The 16966-nt window shown below is 43.9% G+C and carries 16 protein-coding genes; 8 read left to right on the plus strand and 8 right to left on the minus strand.

Going from position 1 to position 16966, the window contains the following annotated elements; all coding sequences use genetic code 11:
• Positions 1–47 precede the first annotated feature (47 nt).
• A complete protein-coding gene (locus AB4351_RS16735; protein WP_017067347.1) occupies positions 48–2345 on the minus strand; it encodes a YgiQ family radical SAM protein in 2298 nt (765 codons plus the stop codon).
• Positions 2346–2675: 330 nt separating this feature from the next.
• Here AB4351_RS16735 and AB4351_RS16740 point away from each other — a divergent pair, with 330 nt between their 5' ends.
• Together AB4351_RS16740 and AB4351_RS16745 are read left to right on the plus strand one after the other, a co-directional pair.
• The gene (locus AB4351_RS16740) at positions 2676–3356 is read left to right on the plus strand and encodes a hypothetical protein (RefSeq protein WP_372126635.1); all 681 of its coding nucleotides are present in this window, start codon (positions 2676–2678) and stop codon (positions 3354–3356) included.
• Positions 3357–3488: 132 nt separating this feature from the next.
• Positions 3489–3689: a DUF4250 domain-containing protein gene (locus tag AB4351_RS16745; protein WP_004736508.1), complete on the plus strand. Its 201-nt coding sequence runs from the start codon at positions 3489–3491 to the stop codon at positions 3687–3689.
• 139 nt (positions 3690–3828) lie between these two features.
• Here AB4351_RS16745 and AB4351_RS16750 read toward each other — a convergent pair whose 3' ends face one another.
• Positions 3829–4740, minus strand: a complete 912-nt coding sequence (locus tag AB4351_RS16750) for a LysR substrate-binding domain-containing protein (protein WP_372126636.1) — start codon at positions 4738–4740, stop codon at positions 3829–3831.
• 279 nt (positions 4741–5019) lie between these two features.
• Between AB4351_RS16750 and metE the strand changes: the two genes are divergently transcribed.
• Positions 5020–7368, plus strand: coding sequence for a 5-methyltetrahydropteroyltriglutamate--homocysteine S-methyltransferase (metE, locus tag AB4351_RS16755; RefSeq protein ID WP_372126637.1), 2349 nt, complete (start codon positions 5020–5022; stop codon positions 7366–7368).
• A 108-nt stretch (positions 7369–7476) separates the two neighbouring features.
• Here the strand turns inward: metE and AB4351_RS16760 are convergent, their stop codons facing one another.
• The 6 genes from AB4351_RS16760 to AB4351_RS16785 all read right to left on the minus strand — a co-directional run bounded on the left by AB4351_RS16760 (position 7477) and on the right by AB4351_RS16785 (position 11356).
• Positions 7477–7875, minus strand: a complete 399-nt coding sequence (locus tag AB4351_RS16760) for a GspS/AspS pilotin family protein (RefSeq protein ID WP_004736511.1) — start codon at positions 7873–7875, stop codon at positions 7477–7479.
• Position 7876: 1 nt separating this feature from the next.
• The gene (locus tag AB4351_RS16765; RefSeq protein WP_372126639.1) at positions 7877–8173 is read right to left on the minus strand and encodes a YciI family protein; all 297 of its coding nucleotides are present in this window, start codon (positions 8171–8173) and stop codon (positions 7877–7879) included.
• A 474-nt stretch (positions 8174–8647) separates the two neighbouring features.
• Entirely contained in the window at positions 8648–9046 is a 399-nt protein-coding gene (yciA, locus tag AB4351_RS16770) for an acyl-CoA thioester hydrolase YciA (protein WP_017061510.1), read from the minus strand.
• Between the two features lie 188 nt (positions 9047–9234).
• Positions 9235–9801: a septation protein A gene (locus AB4351_RS16775; RefSeq protein ID WP_372109836.1), complete on the minus strand. Its 567-nt coding sequence runs from the start codon at positions 9799–9801 to the stop codon at positions 9235–9237.
• Positions 9802–9934: 133 nt separating this feature from the next.
• Complete coding sequence (locus AB4351_RS16780; protein ID WP_017069991.1) at positions 9935–10183, minus strand: hypothetical protein; 249 nt, start codon at positions 10181–10183, stop codon at positions 9935–9937.
• A 285-nt stretch (positions 10184–10468) separates the two neighbouring features.
• Entirely contained in the window at positions 10469–11356 is an 888-nt protein-coding gene (locus tag AB4351_RS16785) for a LysR substrate-binding domain-containing protein (protein WP_017063534.1), read from the minus strand.
• Between the two features lie 181 nt (positions 11357–11537).
• On the opposite strand from AB4351_RS16785, the gene hisC reads away from it, so the two are divergent.
• The 5 genes from hisC (at position 11538) to AB4351_RS16810 (ending at position 16880) form a co-directional block, all read left to right on the plus strand.
• The gene (gene hisC / locus AB4351_RS16790) at positions 11538–12680 is read left to right on the plus strand and encodes a histidinol-phosphate transaminase (RefSeq protein WP_017067399.1); all 1143 of its coding nucleotides are present in this window, start codon (positions 11538–11540) and stop codon (positions 12678–12680) included.
• A gap of 10 nt (positions 12681–12690) precedes the next feature.
• Positions 12691–13464 (plus strand): ABC transporter substrate-binding protein, encoded by a 774-nt coding sequence (locus tag AB4351_RS16795; protein WP_372126641.1) that lies wholly within the window; start codon positions 12691–12693, stop codon positions 13462–13464.
• 580 nt (positions 13465–14044) lie between these two features.
• A complete protein-coding gene (locus tag AB4351_RS16800) occupies positions 14045–15004 on the plus strand; it encodes a TRAP transporter substrate-binding protein (RefSeq protein WP_017063537.1) in 960 nt (319 codons plus the stop codon).
• Between the two features lie 67 nt (positions 15005–15071).
• A complete protein-coding gene (locus AB4351_RS16805; RefSeq protein ID WP_004736522.1) occupies positions 15072–15551 on the plus strand; it encodes a TRAP transporter small permease in 480 nt (159 codons plus the stop codon).
• A gap of 21 nt (positions 15552–15572) precedes the next feature.
• A complete protein-coding gene (locus AB4351_RS16810) occupies positions 15573–16880 on the plus strand; it encodes a TRAP transporter large permease (protein WP_010438025.1) in 1308 nt (435 codons plus the stop codon).
• Positions 16881–16966 lie beyond the last annotated feature (86 nt).

The following is a 16966-nucleotide window of genomic DNA, read 5'->3' on the forward strand; positions in this document are numbered from 1 at the left end:
GCTGCGCTTTGTGTTTTTACGATAGCGAAGTCAATCGGTTCGCGATATTAGCGTTGTGCTGCGCGCTGGCGGTTCTTGCCGTTACTTGCAGGTTTGCCACCTTGACCATTGCCCGCTTTGTTACGGTTTGGTTTGCCATTTCCGCCGCCATTACCTTGTGATTGCTGACCACCAGGACCTTTCTTAATGAAGCCAGTCGCTGGTTTACGAGCATTGCCATTACCGCCACCTTGGTTAGCATTACCTTGGCTACCGTTGCCGTTACCATTCGGCTTCTTGCCACCCGGTTTCTTACCAGAGTGGTTACGTGGGCTTTCGCCACCAAGACCTGGCTGAGATTTACTGTGCTTAGTCGCAAAGCGTTGTGAACCGTGACGACCAGACTTACGACGTTGTGCCGGTGTTTGTGCATCAAAGTCTTCTGCTGGTACTAGGCAGTTTGCTTTGTCACCAATTAGGTGCTGTTTACCCATGCTGATCAGTGCTTCACGGATGATTTTCCAGTTTTCAGGATCGTGGTAACGAAGCAGTGCTTTATGCAGACGACGTTGACGATCACCTTTCGGCACAGGAACATCTTCACGCTTCTTATATTTCACGCGTTTCAGAGGGTTAGTCTCTGAGTAGTACATCGACGTTGCATTACACATTGGCGATGGGTAGAAGTTCTGTACTTGGTCACACTCGTAGTTGTGCTTTTTCAGCCACATTGCTAGGTTAAGCATGTCTTCATCTTCTGTGCCCGGGTGAGCAGAGATAAAGTAAGGAATTAAGTACTGTTTCTTACCGGCTTCAGCGCTGTACTTCTCGAACATCTCTTTGAAACGATCGTAAGTGCCCATGCCCGGCTTCATCATCAGATCCAGTGGGCCTTTTTCAGTATGCTCTGGAGCAATCTTCAAGTAACCACCAACGTGGTGAGTCACAAGCTCACGAACGTATTCTGGAGATTCAATCGCTAAGTCGTAACGTACACCAGAAGCGATCATGATCTTCTTAACACCCGGTACTTTTCTCGCAGAGCGGTACAGGTCGATAGTGTGTTGATGGTCTGTGTTTAGCTTTTCACAGATTTTCGGGAACACACATGATGGACGACGACAGTTAATTTCAGCTTTTGGATCTGAACAACCTAAACGGTACATGTTCGCCGTTGGGCCGCCCAAGTCAGAAATAGTACCTGTGAAGCCCGGTACTTTATCTTTAATGTCTTCGATCTCATCCAAGATAGATTCTTTCGAACGGTTCTGAATGATGCGACCTTCGTGCTCTGTGATTGAACAGAAAGAACAACCACCAAAACAACCACGCATGATGTTAACCGAGGTTTTGATCATGTCGTATGCTGGGATTTTCGCTTTGCCGTACATCGGGTGCGGAACACGCTTGTACGCAAGGCCAAACACGTAGTCCATCTCTTCTGTGGTCAATGGAATAGGCGCTTGGTTAATCCAAAGCTCGCGATCACCGTGACGTTGAATCAGAGCACGACCTGAGTACGGGTTTGTCTCAAGGTGCAGAATACGACTAGCGTGAGCGTAAAGAATACGGTCATTGTTTAGCTTTTCGTAACCTGGGATACGAACCGCTGTAGTTTTTGCATCGTGACGAGAAGGGCGAATAGTAATAGGTTGCGCTTTTACTTCTTCTTTTTCGTCTTTCTTGGTATCACACTGAGTTTCAACTTCGTACGGGTTAACCGGAACATACGCTTTGTTCGGCTTTTCGATACGAGAAGAGTCAATGATCTTGAAGCCTTCAGGGGCCGCAGGAAGATTGATAGCAGTACCGCGGATATTGGTCAGCGTAGACATGTCTTCACCATCGGCAATGCGGTGTGCTACTTCAACCAGTGCACGCTCAGCGTTACCAAAAAGAAGAATGTCAGCTTTTGCATCAAACAATACAGAGCGGCGAACTTTATCTGACCAGTAGTCGTAGTGAGCTACACGACGTAAGCTCGCTTCAATACCACCAAGCACGATTGGCGTGCCTTTGTAAGCTTCACGACAACGTTGAGAATAAACCAGAGTTGCACGATCAGGACGCTTGCCACCTTCATTGTTCGGAGTATAAGCATCATCGTGACGTAATTTGCGATCAGAGGTGTAGCGGTTGATCATGGAGTCCATGTTACCCGCTGTGATGCCGAAGAATAGGTTAGGTTTACCTAGCTTCATGAAGGCATCTTTATTGTCCCACTTTGGTTGAGCAATAATGCCCACGCGGAAACCTTGAGCTTCAAGCAGACGGCCGATGATAGCCATACCAAAGCTCGGGTGATCGACATAAGCGTCACCAGTTACAATAATAATGTCACAGCTATCCCATCCAAGAGCATCCATCTCCTTTCTACTGGTAGGCAAAAAGGGTGCAGTTCCGTAGCACTCGGCCCAGTATTTTTTGTGTTCGTGAATAGGAGTGATATCGCTGTACATATTTCAACCTCTGATTTTTGAGGCGGGAATTATAGCGGCATGAGCCTAGACTAGCCAGTAGAACATGCCCCTGTTAGTTCTGGTGTCTTTCGTCTTTTTACGGTAAATGGCGACAAAAGAACCATACAACAGCATAGTTGAAGCCTTGAATAACGTCGCTAATTTGTGATTTTGATTAGTGTTCGCAGCAGTTTTTGATATTATTCGCGAAAATAAGTCTGAAGAAGTAGATCCACAATGGTCGAAACGTTATTAGTACAATTTGCTCCGATGCTTTTAGGAGCCCAACTGATCTTAACCCTCATCTTGGTGAAAGGGGATATTTGTCCGGGGCAGCGTGGTCGTATCCACAAGATGTTACCTGCGATTGGCGTGCTGTGGCTTGCCGTTGCCTCAGTAAAAATTGAAGCCTTTCTGGTCGTGTTTGCGATCTTTTATTTCTATTCTCAAGTTCAAACTAAGAAGACACGCGATTCTGGCCCTATTTGGGTGATGTACTTAGCTTGTGGTTTGGCATTGTCTTACGTTGCTATCCAAGCGACGGAACAAGCAACTACCGTTGGTATCATCACTACTGTATTGCTAGTGGCACTGTTAGGCTCAGCGTTTGGCCATTTACTGCTGACGATTGCAAGAACACGCTTACAGGCATTTCACCGTGTTCTGCCTGTTGTTGGTGTTTTGACGGGCATGTTGGTGGTTTTGGCAACAGTCGTGAGTGTCTATTCTTTGTCTGAAGCTCAACTAGAACCAGTGATTTCAACGCTACTGTTCAGCTTTGCTTTTCTAATCTCAGCTATCGTGGTGTGGTGTTGGCATCTACTGTTCGTTAAAACCCCGGAAAAACTTCAACTGACGGTTTCGTTACTGATGTTATTGGCTGCGGCTGTGGGTTTAACGCCAGTGTGGGCACTTTAATCGCGCACTTTCATTAATTACGTGTGCTCATTAATCACGCATTCTCTTTAAGAAGTGTGATCAGTTTTTTAGCATGGCCTTGGTAAGCGTTCTAAACTTAATTTTAGTCGGTGTGTTCGTAAGGAGTACGAGATGGATTTAAGCAACGTCAAAGGTTTCGATAGCATTATCTTGCTGGGAATCGTGAATGAGAAACTTCGCCTAGAGTGCGATAGCTTTGAAGAGCTGATCAGTATGTATGAAATGGATATAGAAAGTGTCGTGGGCAAGCTCGATATGCTTGGCTATCAATACGACCCATTGACTAACCAGTTTAAGTCTTATCCAAGATAGTCTATTTTCGCGAATCAACAGATATCGAAAATCATCGATACTGAAACTAAAAAGTCACAGATTATCTGTGACTTTTTTTGTTTCTGGCGTTTGCCTATCCGATTTAACAAAGGCTTAAGCTAGCCCAATAATGAACCTCTTAAACGACCTCAATACCATCTAAGTGACTCTTACTTTGCTGTCTTGCTGTGCTAAAGAAAGCCTGCAGGTAACGTTTGTCTTTTTCTGAGTTTCTTACCGCTGCAAACAGTCTTCTTGAAAGCCCTTTACCTAACGGCTTGCTTGCTATCAAACCTTGTCTTGAGAACTCACTGATCGCCCAGTTGGGTAATGCCGCCACACCTAAACCCGCCGATACCATTTGCACCAACATCAAGGTGTTGTCTGCTTGTTTCCACTTCTTAGGTTCTACGCCTGCAGGCTGCAAAAAGTGTTTCACGACGTCTAAACGTTGTTTTTGAACAGGATAGGAGAGCATGGTGATCTCGCTAAGATCTTGCGGATCAATGCTCGCTTTATCGGCCAAAGGCGAGTTGATCGCGGTGATAAGACGCATCTCAAAATCGAAAAGCGGCTCGTAATGAACTTCAGAACGAGGCTGTATATCTGAAGTGATCACCAAGTCCAATTCACCAGCCATTAATGCCGGTAGCGGCTCAAACCCAAAGCCTGACGAGAAATCTAGCGTTACGCTTGGCCAAGCCACTTGATATTCCTTCAAAGCAGGCATTAACCATTGGAAGCATGAGTGACATTCAATCGCCATGTGCAAACGACCATTCACATCCTCTTTTAGGCTCGCTAACTCATTCTCTGCTTTAGCGATTCTTGGCTGTATCTCATCCGCGAGCTTAAGCAAGATTTCACCCTCAGAGGTAAATTTCACTGGCCTAGTTTTTCGTAGGAAAAGCTGACCGCCAATACGCGCTTCAAGGTCTTTCAATTGATGAGAAAGCGCCGACTGAGTCAGGTGAAGAGAGGTCGCAGTGGCTGTTAACGATCCGCTGTCTCTCAAGGTGGTCAATGTTCGAAGGTGTTTAAGCTCTATCATGAGTATTCCTCATATTCCCTAAGCCAATTCAATATTTCTTAATAATCACCCTACGGTGTTTTTGATCTTTTGTAAACGTCTAGATGTCCAGATGGATCTAAACTGTTCATCTTTGGATGATTCAAGATGAATATTATTAATAAACAAGATGAATATTTGGACGTTGTCCATAGATCGGATTAAGGCGATAGTTTAGCCATCCAGACGCCTTTGTGGGAAAGTGAAATCATCAAAGGCAGCCTGACCGGAAATTAAAATTATCGAATAAGGAACAGACTCATGACGACAACAACGCATATTCTTGGCTACCCACGTATCGGCGAAAAAAGAGAACTTAAATTCACGCTCGAGAAATACTGGCGCGGTGAAATCGATCAATCTGAGCTCAAGCAACTCGGCAGCGAATTAAGAAATCGTAACTGGAATGTACAAGCTGATGCGAATCTAAGCTTTGCAACTGCGGGTGACTTCGCATGGTACGACCATGTCCTAACTACGACTCTACTTCTAGGTCATGTGCCAAAACGTCATGCTGGTGGAGCAGAAGATGAAAAAGCCTTCCCAGATTTAGATACTTTATTTCGAGTTGGTCGTGGTCAGTCTCAAGTTCAGTCTACTTGCTGCGGTGGTACGCATACGTCGAATGATGGCACTAAAGACAGTTCGGCTGCTTCCGACATGACTAAGTGGTTCAACACTAACTACCACTACATTGTTCCTGAGTTCAGTAAAAACGACACCTTTGAAGTGAGCTGGCCACAGCTGTTTGACGAAGTGAACGAAGCGATAAAAGCAAGACACAAAGTTAAGCCCGTACTTCTCGGCCCACTGTCATATTTGTACTTAGGCAAAGAAGTGGAAGAGGGCTTTGACCGCTTAACCTTGCTTCCACGTTTGCTTACTGCTTACCAAGCGATTTTGGCAAAACTCGCCAAGTTGGGCGTTGAGTGGGTGCAAATCGATGAACCTATCCTTTCTCTGGAACTTGAAAAGCAGTGGGCTGATTCATTCAAGTTGGCTTATCAAGTGATTCAAGGCGATGTGAAACTATTGCTGACCACTTACTTTGATTCTGTGACTGATACGTTAGGCAAGATCGTGGAGTTGCCCGTCAACGGCTTACACATCGATTTGGCTGCCGCACCGCAGCAACTCGATGAAGTGGTGAATAAGTTACCGGAAGATTGGGTACTTTCTGCGGGTGCAATCAATGGACGCAATGTTTGGCGAGCAGACTTAGCTTCTCAGCTTGAGTTACTGCAACCTGTGAAAGAAAAGCTAGGCGATAAACTATGGGTCGCAAGTTCATGTTCACTGCTGCATAGCCCGGTTGACCTTGAGTTAGAAGAGACGCTTAGCGAAGAAGTGAAGAGTTGGTTTGCCTTTGCAAAACAGAAAGTGACCGAGGTGAGCTTATTGGGTGCGGCGTTAGACGGTGATCAAAATGCCATTTTGGCGTGTGAGACTTACAGCCAACCTATCGTTGCACGCAAGAGCGCGACTCATGTGAATAAGCCTCAGGTACGAGAGCGCCTTAATACCATCACGAAAGCACTAGCAAATCGAAGTGCGCCTTATGCAGAACGTGCGGCACATCAGTCTGAAGTTCTCGGCTTACCGCTATTACCAACCACAACCATTGGTTCGTTCCCACAAACCGGAGAAATCCGTGTTCAACGCAGTGCCTACCGCACTGGCAAATTGAGTGAAGCGGAATATAACTCTGCATTGAAAGGTCACATCGCGGATGCCGTTAAGCGCCAAGAAGCCTTAGATTTGGATGTGTTGGTTCATGGTGAAGCGGAACGTAATGATATGGTGGAGTACTTTGCAGAAAATCTAGCAGGCTTTCAAACCACCAAGTTTGGTTGGGTACAAAGCTATGGCTCTCGCTGCGTGAAGCCAGCGATTGTGGTCGCGGATATAGAACGTGAGAAACCGATGACGGTGGAATGGTCGACCTATGCACAATCTCTGACTTCGAAGCAGATGAAAGGCATGCTGACAGGACCCGTCACTATTCTATGTTGGACATTCCCACGTGAAGACATCTCACGCAAAGAGATCACGAATCAATTGGCGTTTGCTCTGCGTGATGAGGTGTCTGATTTACAAGATGCAGGCATCAGCATCATTCAAATCGATGAACCTGCTATTCGCGAAGGTTTGCCTTTGAAAAAACGCGACCACGCAGAATACCTAGAGTGGGCGGTCGATGCCTTTAAGATTTCAGCGGCGAGTGCTAAACCAGAAACTCAGATTCATACCCATATGTGTTACAGCGAGTTCAACGAGATCATTGATTCAGTGGCTGCGCTAGATGCCGATGTGATTACCATTGAGACTTCTCGTTCGAACATGGAACTGCTGAAAGCGTTTGAAGAGTTCAACTACCCGAATGCGATTGGCCCCGGTGTTTACGATATTCACTCGCCAAACATTCCTTCAGAAGAGTGGATTGTGGATTTACTTAAGAAAGCGGCAGAAAAAATCCCAGCAGAACGTTTGTGGGCAAACCCAGATTGTGGATTAAAAACACGTAACTGGGCAGAAACAGAAGCGGCACTGACAAATCTTGTGTCGGCGACTAAGACACTGCGTAAAGAGTGGGAATCAGCTGAGGTATAATTCAGTCTAAGATTTTGGTTGATCCGTTAATCCACGATGAACCACAACAAAGGCCTCGCATTTGCGAGGCCTTCTGGTTTTATACTTGTTCGAATCTCGAGCTAGAAACTAGCTGCTACTTTGACACGTATCTTTACTGATCAGCTTCTCAACGATCAGTTGTCCGCGAGTGTTGCGAATCTTGATGTTGTAAGCCAAGCCCATGTCGAGGTTTGCTCTTACTTCAGAGTTGGTGCAGTAGCTATTCACACTCATGTCTACAACTTGGTTTAAAGGTTTAGCACCTTTTGCATCTTGGTTGTAGATCATCATGATTTCGATAACCGTGTTCTTTGCCAGCACGCGCATGACCGACAGCGGGCCATACTCAATCGGCAGGCCTGCGGATAAAACGCCAGCGCGATGCTGCGCCATCATTTCTAGCTGTCTTTGTTTGTCTTGTTCACTTGATGAGCTGCAGCCTGCAAGCAGAACAGCGGCCAGTGAACCGATAATCCATTTTTTCACGTTAAAATACTTTCTTGAATGGTTTAACAATCACATTTTGGTAGACACCTGCAGCAATGTACGGGTCTGCGTCTGCCCATGCCTGTGCATCGTCTAAAGAATTAAAATCAGCAATCACAGTAGAACCTGTGAAGCCCGCTTCACCAGGGTTATCTGAATCAATCGCTGGCATTGGACCTGCTGTCAAAAGGCGGCCTTCATTGTGAAGTGTTTGTAGGCGTTCTAGATGTTGTGGGCGAACACTTAGGCGTTTTTCTAATGAATTTTCGACGTCTTGAGAAAAAATCACGTACCACATATTGAGATATCCTTATTTTACTTCACTAAATTTGGGGCGTTTAAATTCGCTATCTTGCTAATTTACGCGAACTAATTGGTATTGGAAGGGCTAATGATAAGAAATTGTGAATTGGTGCGAGAGAGTTGTATGGTCGTTAGGGCGTGTTGATCTTTCGTGGTTAAATTTTGTTCGGGTGGGGACGCCTAGTCAAAAGCGTTTTAATCGCGGCGAGGGGGAAGTAGCCTAGTCATTCTAAGCAAATCTCCCTCAACAAAGAGTAAAACGCTTTTAGCTGAACCCTTCGGGCAGCGTTTGCTGGTCATTTCTACTACGTTATCGGCTTCTTATGGAGGCTAGCTAAACATCAAAGCCTCTGCCTTGTATAAATACCCAGCAATTCGCTGCAAAAGTCAGCTCGAAAGGTCAATACGCCCTAGTAATTTCATTTATAAAAACTAAAGACCATCGGTGCCACACGCTTAATAAAAGGTGTTATTTGTTGATTGGGCGAGGCTTACCACTTTCATCAACCGCAACGTAGTTGAATGTCGCGCCACAAACCTTGTAGCGGTCGCCGATACCGTGATCAAGTACAGGCTTAACCCAGACTTCTAGGTCGATATTCATCGAGCTGCGACCAATCTTAGTGCAGTCACCATAAACACACACAACATCACCCACTGAAACCGGCTGTTTGAACTCGATACTCGATACTGAAACCGTGACTATCTTGCCGTTAGATATCTCTTTTGCCAGTATGCCGCCAGCAAGGTCAAGCTGTGACATTATCCAACCACCGAAAATCTGGCCTGCTGCATTTGTATCAGAAGGCATCGCTAATGTGCGAAGAAGTAAAGAACCAATCGGGTTCAAAGTTGATTGAATAGTCATTGTCGTACTCTTAATGGTATTGATTGTTTTATATAAAAATAGATGTGTTTACGAGACTCGTGGTGGTCTAATTTTTAACGTCTTCACCGAACACAAATAATCAGCGGCCAATGATCACGAGTATCATTGGCCAATCGCATATTGATAATAATTGTATCAAATAGGGTATGAGGACTCATCCCTAAGGGCTATTTCTCGTCGGTATTTTTATCCGTTAACTCTTTCTGCTGGTCTTTTGGTAGATGCTTATAGATATAAACACCAGTGAGCAAGGTGAAGAGCAAGGTCGCGATGAGTAGACCAAACACTTTGAAGTTGACCCAAACATCCAACGGTAGGCTGAAAGCAACGTAAACGTTGAGAACGGCACATAGGGTAAAGAACAGCGTCCATGCCCAGTTGATCTTGCCCCATACCGAATCAGGCAGTGTGATCTCTTTGCCTAACATACCTTTAATCGCTGATTTGCCTATGATGTGACTGACCGTCAGGCCAATCGCAAACAGTGCGTAAACGATGGTGACTTTCCATTTAATGAAGTTGTCGTCGTGCAAGAAGATGGTCATGCCACCAAATACGGCAACCATTAGAAAGGTGATGACCTGCATTTTTTCGACTTTCTTGTAGATGAAATAAGTCAAAATAATTTGAACTGCAGAGGCAACGATCAAAGCGCCGGTCGCGGTATAGATGTCGTACATCTTATAAAGCGCAAAGAAAATAATGAGAGGAATGAAATCAAGAATTTGTTTCATGAGACACTGACTATCCAGTTAGTTGAGTTGCTGACAGTCTAACGAAAACTGTCTCGATGCTAAATAGCTCGAGACAATTGGGTGCCAATTAATTCAATCTAACCACTCATCGTGTTTAAAGAGTTGAAGCAGGTTATCGCATTGACGAGGTTTGATAGCGAGGTATCAGCTTTTTGATATCTTCAAGGTAACCTTCGCTCTTTAAGCTGTCTAAGGTGTTTTCGAGCTCTTGCTCACTCATGGCAAAACATGTCGATTTACCGGTCGTTAAGTCGAGATACTCGTGATATTCACGCTCTGTGAAGTGGCCAATTCTGTCCATTAATAGGGTTTTAATTCCATGGTGAATCAAGCCGTAATACGTATGTCTTTGTAAGGTCATAGCCTATCCTCCGTGACAAGCTGCAGTGAAACTGGTGCAACCTGCTGTATATTGGTTGGGTTATCTATGACAAAGCAACTCGAATGCCATTTTCTCCAACGGAACAGAATAAATTCCCGGCTAAATAGAATTGAACTTCTTTTCAAATAGTTAAAGGAAGGTACGTTCTATTCTCTGACAATCAATACGAAACAGACATCAAATAGTTTCATTTTGAGAACGGAAAAATTCTCATTATGACGCTCTCCTGCCGCTTATAAAGAGGCCTACCAACAATGATTGCCGCTAATCGACGAGCCAATCAACAAGCGTAGATAAGGATGTATTTTGTCGATTCTTGGGTTGCAGCAAGAAGTAACCATTTCCAGAGAAAACACTGCCTTCACTCACTTTTACCAATCTACCTAAATCAATATCTTGCTTGGCCAGTGTGATGTCGCCTATGGCAATGCCAAACCCTTGAATGGCGGCGTTCATAGCTTGATCGAGTGTCGCGAATTGTTGGTTGTTCTTGCTTGAAAGGTCGTGGCTGCCTATGTGCTCTAACCAAAGTCGCCAATCACTTTGCTCATTGTTGGCGTGTAGCCAAGTGTATTGGGCAAGCTTGTGTGGCTTGATGATGGTCGATGCGTCGTCGACAAGATGGCTCTGTGTAATGCTTTGTGCTTGGCAAACGGGCGCTAGCTGCTCGTTAAACAATAATTGGCTGATAATCGATTGTTGGTTTGGCTTCTTACCATAGGTAATTACGGCGTCAAACGGATCAAAGCTTGGTTCGAAGACGTGCTTGATGGTCGACGTCAGTTCGACATCAATTTCAGGATAGGCTTGCTGAAAAGACATCAACTTAGGTAGTAGCCAAGAGGTAATACAGCTCGGTGCGTTGAGTTTGATCTTAGACGGAGAGCTAGCCACTTGATTTAGAGCCGATTGCAGCTGATGAATCGTTCCTTGTATCAGGGGAACCAGTTCTTCTCCTTTCGGCGTTAAAGACAATCCGCGAGCATGGCGATAGAAGAGATCACAGCCAAGGCTTTCTTCAAACGACAATACCTGACGACTCACTGCACCTTGCGTAACATTGAGCTCATGTGCCGCGCGTGTAAAGTTGAGGTGCCTTGCCGTAGACAAAAATGCGAGCAAGGTTTTGGTTGAAGGAAGTGTGCGATTCATATCTTTACCTATGACTTTTTATCATGGCTATTATGTGATTATTTCGATTCATTTATCAATAGTGTTCTGTTTGAATGTAAATACTTAATCATCATTTATGATTCAATATGTGTATAAGTCACATTTTTTGAATATGAAGGCAATGATGAAGACATTGTGATTTTGTGAAAGGGATAGCTTCTTGACATCTTTTATTGATAGCTTAGTGCCTCAGGCTGTAAAAAAATTAATACCTTATCAATCGGCAAGAAGAATTGGTGGTGATGGACGTGTCTGGCTAAACGCCAATGAATTGGAAAGCTCGCTGTTTCAAGGAGAAGCAAGTCACAACCGATACCCAGACTTCTTACCACAAGATATTGCTAAGGCTTATCAAGATTACTGTAGTACCGATGCCGCGACTGTGGCTGTTCGTGGTGCAGATGAAGCGATTGATTTGCTGATCAGAACATTCTGTAAACCGGCGTGCGACAACATACTTATCTGCTCTCCAACGTATGCGATGTATGAGTTTTGCGCTGATGCATTGGCGATTAATACCTTGGACTCTCCATTGCAGGAAGACTTTAGCCTGAACGTCGCTGATATTGTGAATAAGGCAAAACTGGCGAATATCGTGTTTCTTTGCTCACCAAACAATCCAACGGGCAATGTGATTCCTAAATCGGATTTGATTCAGGTACTGGAAGGCACGACTGGAAAATCTCTAGTGGTCGTCGATGAAGCGTATATCGAATTTGAACCACAAACGTCAGCCGTTAGCCTTATTGAGCGTTATCCGCACTTGGTTGTGATTCGCACTTTGTCTAAGGCATTTGGACTGGCTGCAGTTCGTTGTGGTTTTATCTTAGCGAGTCAAAATGTGATGCAGTATGTCGCGAAGCTGATTCCACCTTATCCGATGCCAGATTGCTCATCTCAAATTGTATTAGACGCGTTGTCTGATGAACGAGTCTCAGTGATGCAAGATGCGACGCAGAATCTGGTTGAGCTGCGTAACTGGTTTGCTTGTGAGTTAACGCAGTTTGATTTCATCGAGTCTGTTTACCCTTCATCGACAAACTTCATTTTGCTGCGTCAAAAAGCTGGGCATCAAGTGTTCAGTGTCTTGGCGAAGGACGGCATTGTGACAAGGAACCAAAACCATGAACCGGCTTTGCGTAACTGTGTTCGAATCAGTATTGGTAGCCAAGAGAGCATGCTAGAAGTGATAACGTCACTAACACGTTACCAAACCGAATTAGAACAGAGTCAACAAGGCAAACACATTCAACAAGCTCAACATAAAGAAACTCAATCTCAACTCGATAAAGATCATATCTAGGATGGCAATGATGAAAAAGATAATACTAGGACTCGCTTGTGCGGTCGCTTTACTTGGTACAACGGTACAGGCGAAAGAAATCCGTTTGGCGTCGGACTTTACGTATCCGCCATTCAACTATAAAAACAGCGACGGTGTGCCTGTCGGGTTTGATATTGAGATAGCTGATGCCTTGTGTGAGCAAGCTAAACTCGATTGTACTTGGGTTTCACAAAGCTGGGATTCGCTAATTCCAAGTTTGTTGGCAAGAAAGTCAGATGTGATTATGGCGTCAATGCGTATCACCGAAGAGCGTAAGCGTAAGATCTTATTTACTCATAAGTACTACCAAACTCCAGCCGTGTTTGTTGCTGCTAAAAGCGCGGAGTTCAGCGTTGATGAGGCGGGCTTGGCGGGCAAAACTATAGGTGTTCAACAAGGTACGATTCACGATCGCTACGTAACCGACAAGTTTGGCAGTGTGGCCAACATTAAGCGTTACACAGGGCAAGATGAAGTGTATCTGGATCTGCAAAATGGTCGTCTAGATCTAACCTTTGGCAACTCGGATCAACTGTCATTAGCTTTCTTAGATAAAAAAGAAGGTGAGGGCTTTGAATTTAAAGGTAAAGCAGTAACCGACAAAGCCTACATTGGCGAGGGTACGGCGTTAGCATTAAGAAAGCAGGATTCAAAATTGGCGAAACAATTCAATGCTGCGATTGAAGAGATCAGAGCAAACGGTACTTACGACAAGATCGCCGCTAAGTACTTCACGTTTGATATCTATGGCGCTGATTTGTAATTCGTTTAACGCCTAAAAATTAGAACACCAAAAACAAAAATCCGAGGGCTGTAAGGCTCTCGGATTTTTGTTACAAACAATTCATCCTCTCAAGCTTCTCTCTATTGCCTTTATCTATTCTTGTTACCTAAATCCAACCGAAAACCTTGCCTTCATCACCGCACAAAGCACTGTTCACGACTCGCGTTTTCGAGCGAGGAGACCTTCTTTGTCGTGCTCCATAACTGAATTTAATGTCTTAAAATAACATAAATAGATCGATACTCTTTTACTAAGAGATTGTTCTTAAAGCAGTTGAAAGTAATCGAAATTACAAAAAAATCCAAAGTAGAACTGATTAATGGTCTAATTAGTCCCAAATATGATTGTTATCACAATCAATTAGGTTCTCAGGCCAATAGATAAACCTTAGTTCACAAAATATACATATAGTATTGTAATACAAAATTCATAGGGTAAGAATATTGTAATGAAACGTTACTGCTATGAGCGATGTGCAATTGAACGTTAGATTTCAAACTTAGCTATAGCGTTGCATATAAAAACTGTACCTCTTACAAAATGGATTCTGGAGAAGAACATGAAAAAACACCTACTGACGATTGCAGCGGCTTCAATTCTTATGGCATTTGGCGCTCAAGCAAAAACTTTGACGTTAGGGCATGCAATGTCATTAGAAAGCGCAGCTCACCAAGGCATGGTGATCATGGCTGATAAAGTTAAAGAAAAATCGAATGGTGAACTTACGATTAAGATCTTTCCAAACGGTCAATTAGGCTCTGAACGTGACCAAGCGGAGCAAGTTGTTACTGGCGCGATTGATATGGCCAAAATCAATGGTGGGTTAGCCGAATCTTTTGAACCAACGTTTAAGGTTAATGCACTGCCTTTCTTATTCCGTGACGTTCCACATATGAGAACGTTCATGCGAAGTGAAGCTGCACAAGAGATGTTGCTTTCAAGTGAAGGTAAAGGCTTCATCGGTCTTACATTCTATGACTCAGGCACACGTAGCTTCTACGCTAAAAAAGCCATTAACTCACCGGCTGATCTCGCTGGTATGAAAGTTCGAGTTCCGGGTTCTCCAACCATGATGGAAATGGTTAACCTATTAGGTGGTAAAGCAACGCCTGTACCTTTCAATGAGGTATACACGGCGCTGCAACAAGGCGTAATTGACGGTGCTGAAAATAATATTTCTAGCTTAGTTGAAATGAAACACAGCGAAGTTGCCAAATTTTACTCTATGGACCAGCACATGATGACACCTGACGTGATCATCATTTCAGAATACAAATGGGGTTCATTAACGGCAGAAGAGCAAAAGATCTTAAAAGAAGCTGCTGCTGAGTCTCTTGAAGAGCAGATCAAAATCTGGGATGCAACAGATGACATGAACAAAGAGAAAGGAATGAAAGAAGGTGTCACGTTTGTTGAAGTTGATAAAGCCCCTTTCCGTGCAGCTGTTAAACCTATGATTGATGAGGCGAAAAAAGATCCAAAACTAGCTCCATTCATTGAAAAAATTGAAGCTCTTTAATCAGTCTTAGTGAAAATATAATTTTGCCTTGGCTTTGCTAAGGCAAAATTTTTTGAGGTATCACACCATGTTAGCAACTTTCAGAAACCTACTTGATAGGCTGATTCTTTTTGTCTCTTCTTTTGCACTAATGTTACTTGTCGTTACTGTCACTTGGCAGGTCTTTAGTCGTTATGTTTTGAATGATCCAAGTAACTGGACTGATGAACTTGCTCGTTATGCGATGGTATGGCTTGGCTTATTAGGAGCAAGCTACTTATTCGGTATCAAAGGACACTTAGCAATAACGTTATTGGATGGTTATCTTAAGGGTAAAGCACATATCGCATTACATGTACTCATCAATATCATTTCTGGCGCATTTGTATTTCTAGCAATGCTTCAAGGTGGCATCGCCCTAATGGGAAGAACCACACAACAACTCTCTCCAGCACTGCAATTACCGATGTCGACGGTGTATTCAATATTGCCGATTTCAGCCGTTATTATCCTCATTTATTTGGTCATGAATACGTTTGATCTTTTTTGTGAACCCAACAAAAAATAAGTTTTAAAAGGACTCTATATTATGGATTTGTCCATTGGTGTTTGGCTGCTAGGCCTATTCTTATTCATGATCGCGATAAGCATGCCGATTGCGATTGCAATTGCCATGTCATCTTTAACCATCATGTATTTCATCTTACCGTTTGAAGTCGCCAGTATTACTGCGGGTCAAAAAATCATTACCGGTATTGATAGTTTCAGTTTATTAGCCATCCCTTTCTTTATCCTCGCGGGGAATATAATGAATGTAGGTGGCATCGCGAGTCGACTCATCAACCTTGCAAAGCTCTTGGTTGGTTGGATCCCGGGCTCACTTTTTCACGTGAACATCTTCGCCAATATGATGTTTGGCGCCGTTTCAGGATCAGCCGTTGCAGCAGCAGCTGCGGTTGGTAAAACCTTAGGCCCAGAATTAGAAAAAGATGGTTATGATAAAAACTTAGCAACAGCAGTAAACGTTGCATCTTGCCCGGCAGGCTTATTAATACCGCCGAGTAATTCACTGATCGTATTTTCAGTGGTATCGGGTGGAACATCCGTTGCGGCGTTGTTTATCGCAGGGTATGTCCCAGGTATTCTAATGGGCTTAAGTTGTATGGTCGTCGCCTATTTCATCGCTAAAAAGAAGGGCTACAAAACAAGTGCGAATGACGGCTTCACAACGAAAGATGTGCTGAATATTGTTTGGCAAGCAACACCAAGCTTAGGGCTTATTGTTGTTGTTATTGGCGGTATTATTGGTGGTATATTCACTGCAACAGAAGGGGCATGTATAGCGGTTCTATACTCTTTTATACTGTCACTCTGTTACCGAACCCTCAAATGGGCACACTTTCCGATAATTTGTAGAGAAACGGTTCAGGTTACTGGCATTATGCTGTTCTTGATTGGTGCTTCTACCATTATGTCATGGGCAATGGCGTTTACCGGTCTACCAACCATGATCAGTGATTGGATGCTCTCTATTTCAGACAATCCAATTATCATCTTTATTCTGATGAACCTGATTCTACTGATTGTGGGTATGTTTATGGACCTTACGCCAGCCGTATTGATCTTTACCCCTATCTTTATGCCGATTGCTGAGCATTTAGGCATGCATCCAATTCACTTCGCGATGATGATTATCTTCAACTTATGTATTGGCATTGCAACGCCACCCGTTGGTACGGCGCTATTTGTGGGTTGTAGTGTCAGTGGCTCTAAGATTGAAAACGTTATAAGAAGTATCATGCCGTTTTGTGCCGTATTGATCGTCACACTGTTGGCCATTACTTTTATTCCTGAAATTAGTTTGGCTCTGCCTCGTGCGTTTGGACTCATCAATTAGCCTGACAAGGGTAAGATTTACCGAATCAATATCGATCATTACCTAATAAAAAAACCGCCTCATGAAGGTAATGCCGATCAGTTAAA

This window comes from Vibrio sp. 10N.261.51.F11 (assembly GCF_041471665.1).
GTDB lineage: Bacteria > Pseudomonadota > Gammaproteobacteria > Enterobacterales > Vibrionaceae > Vibrio > Vibrio crassostreae_C.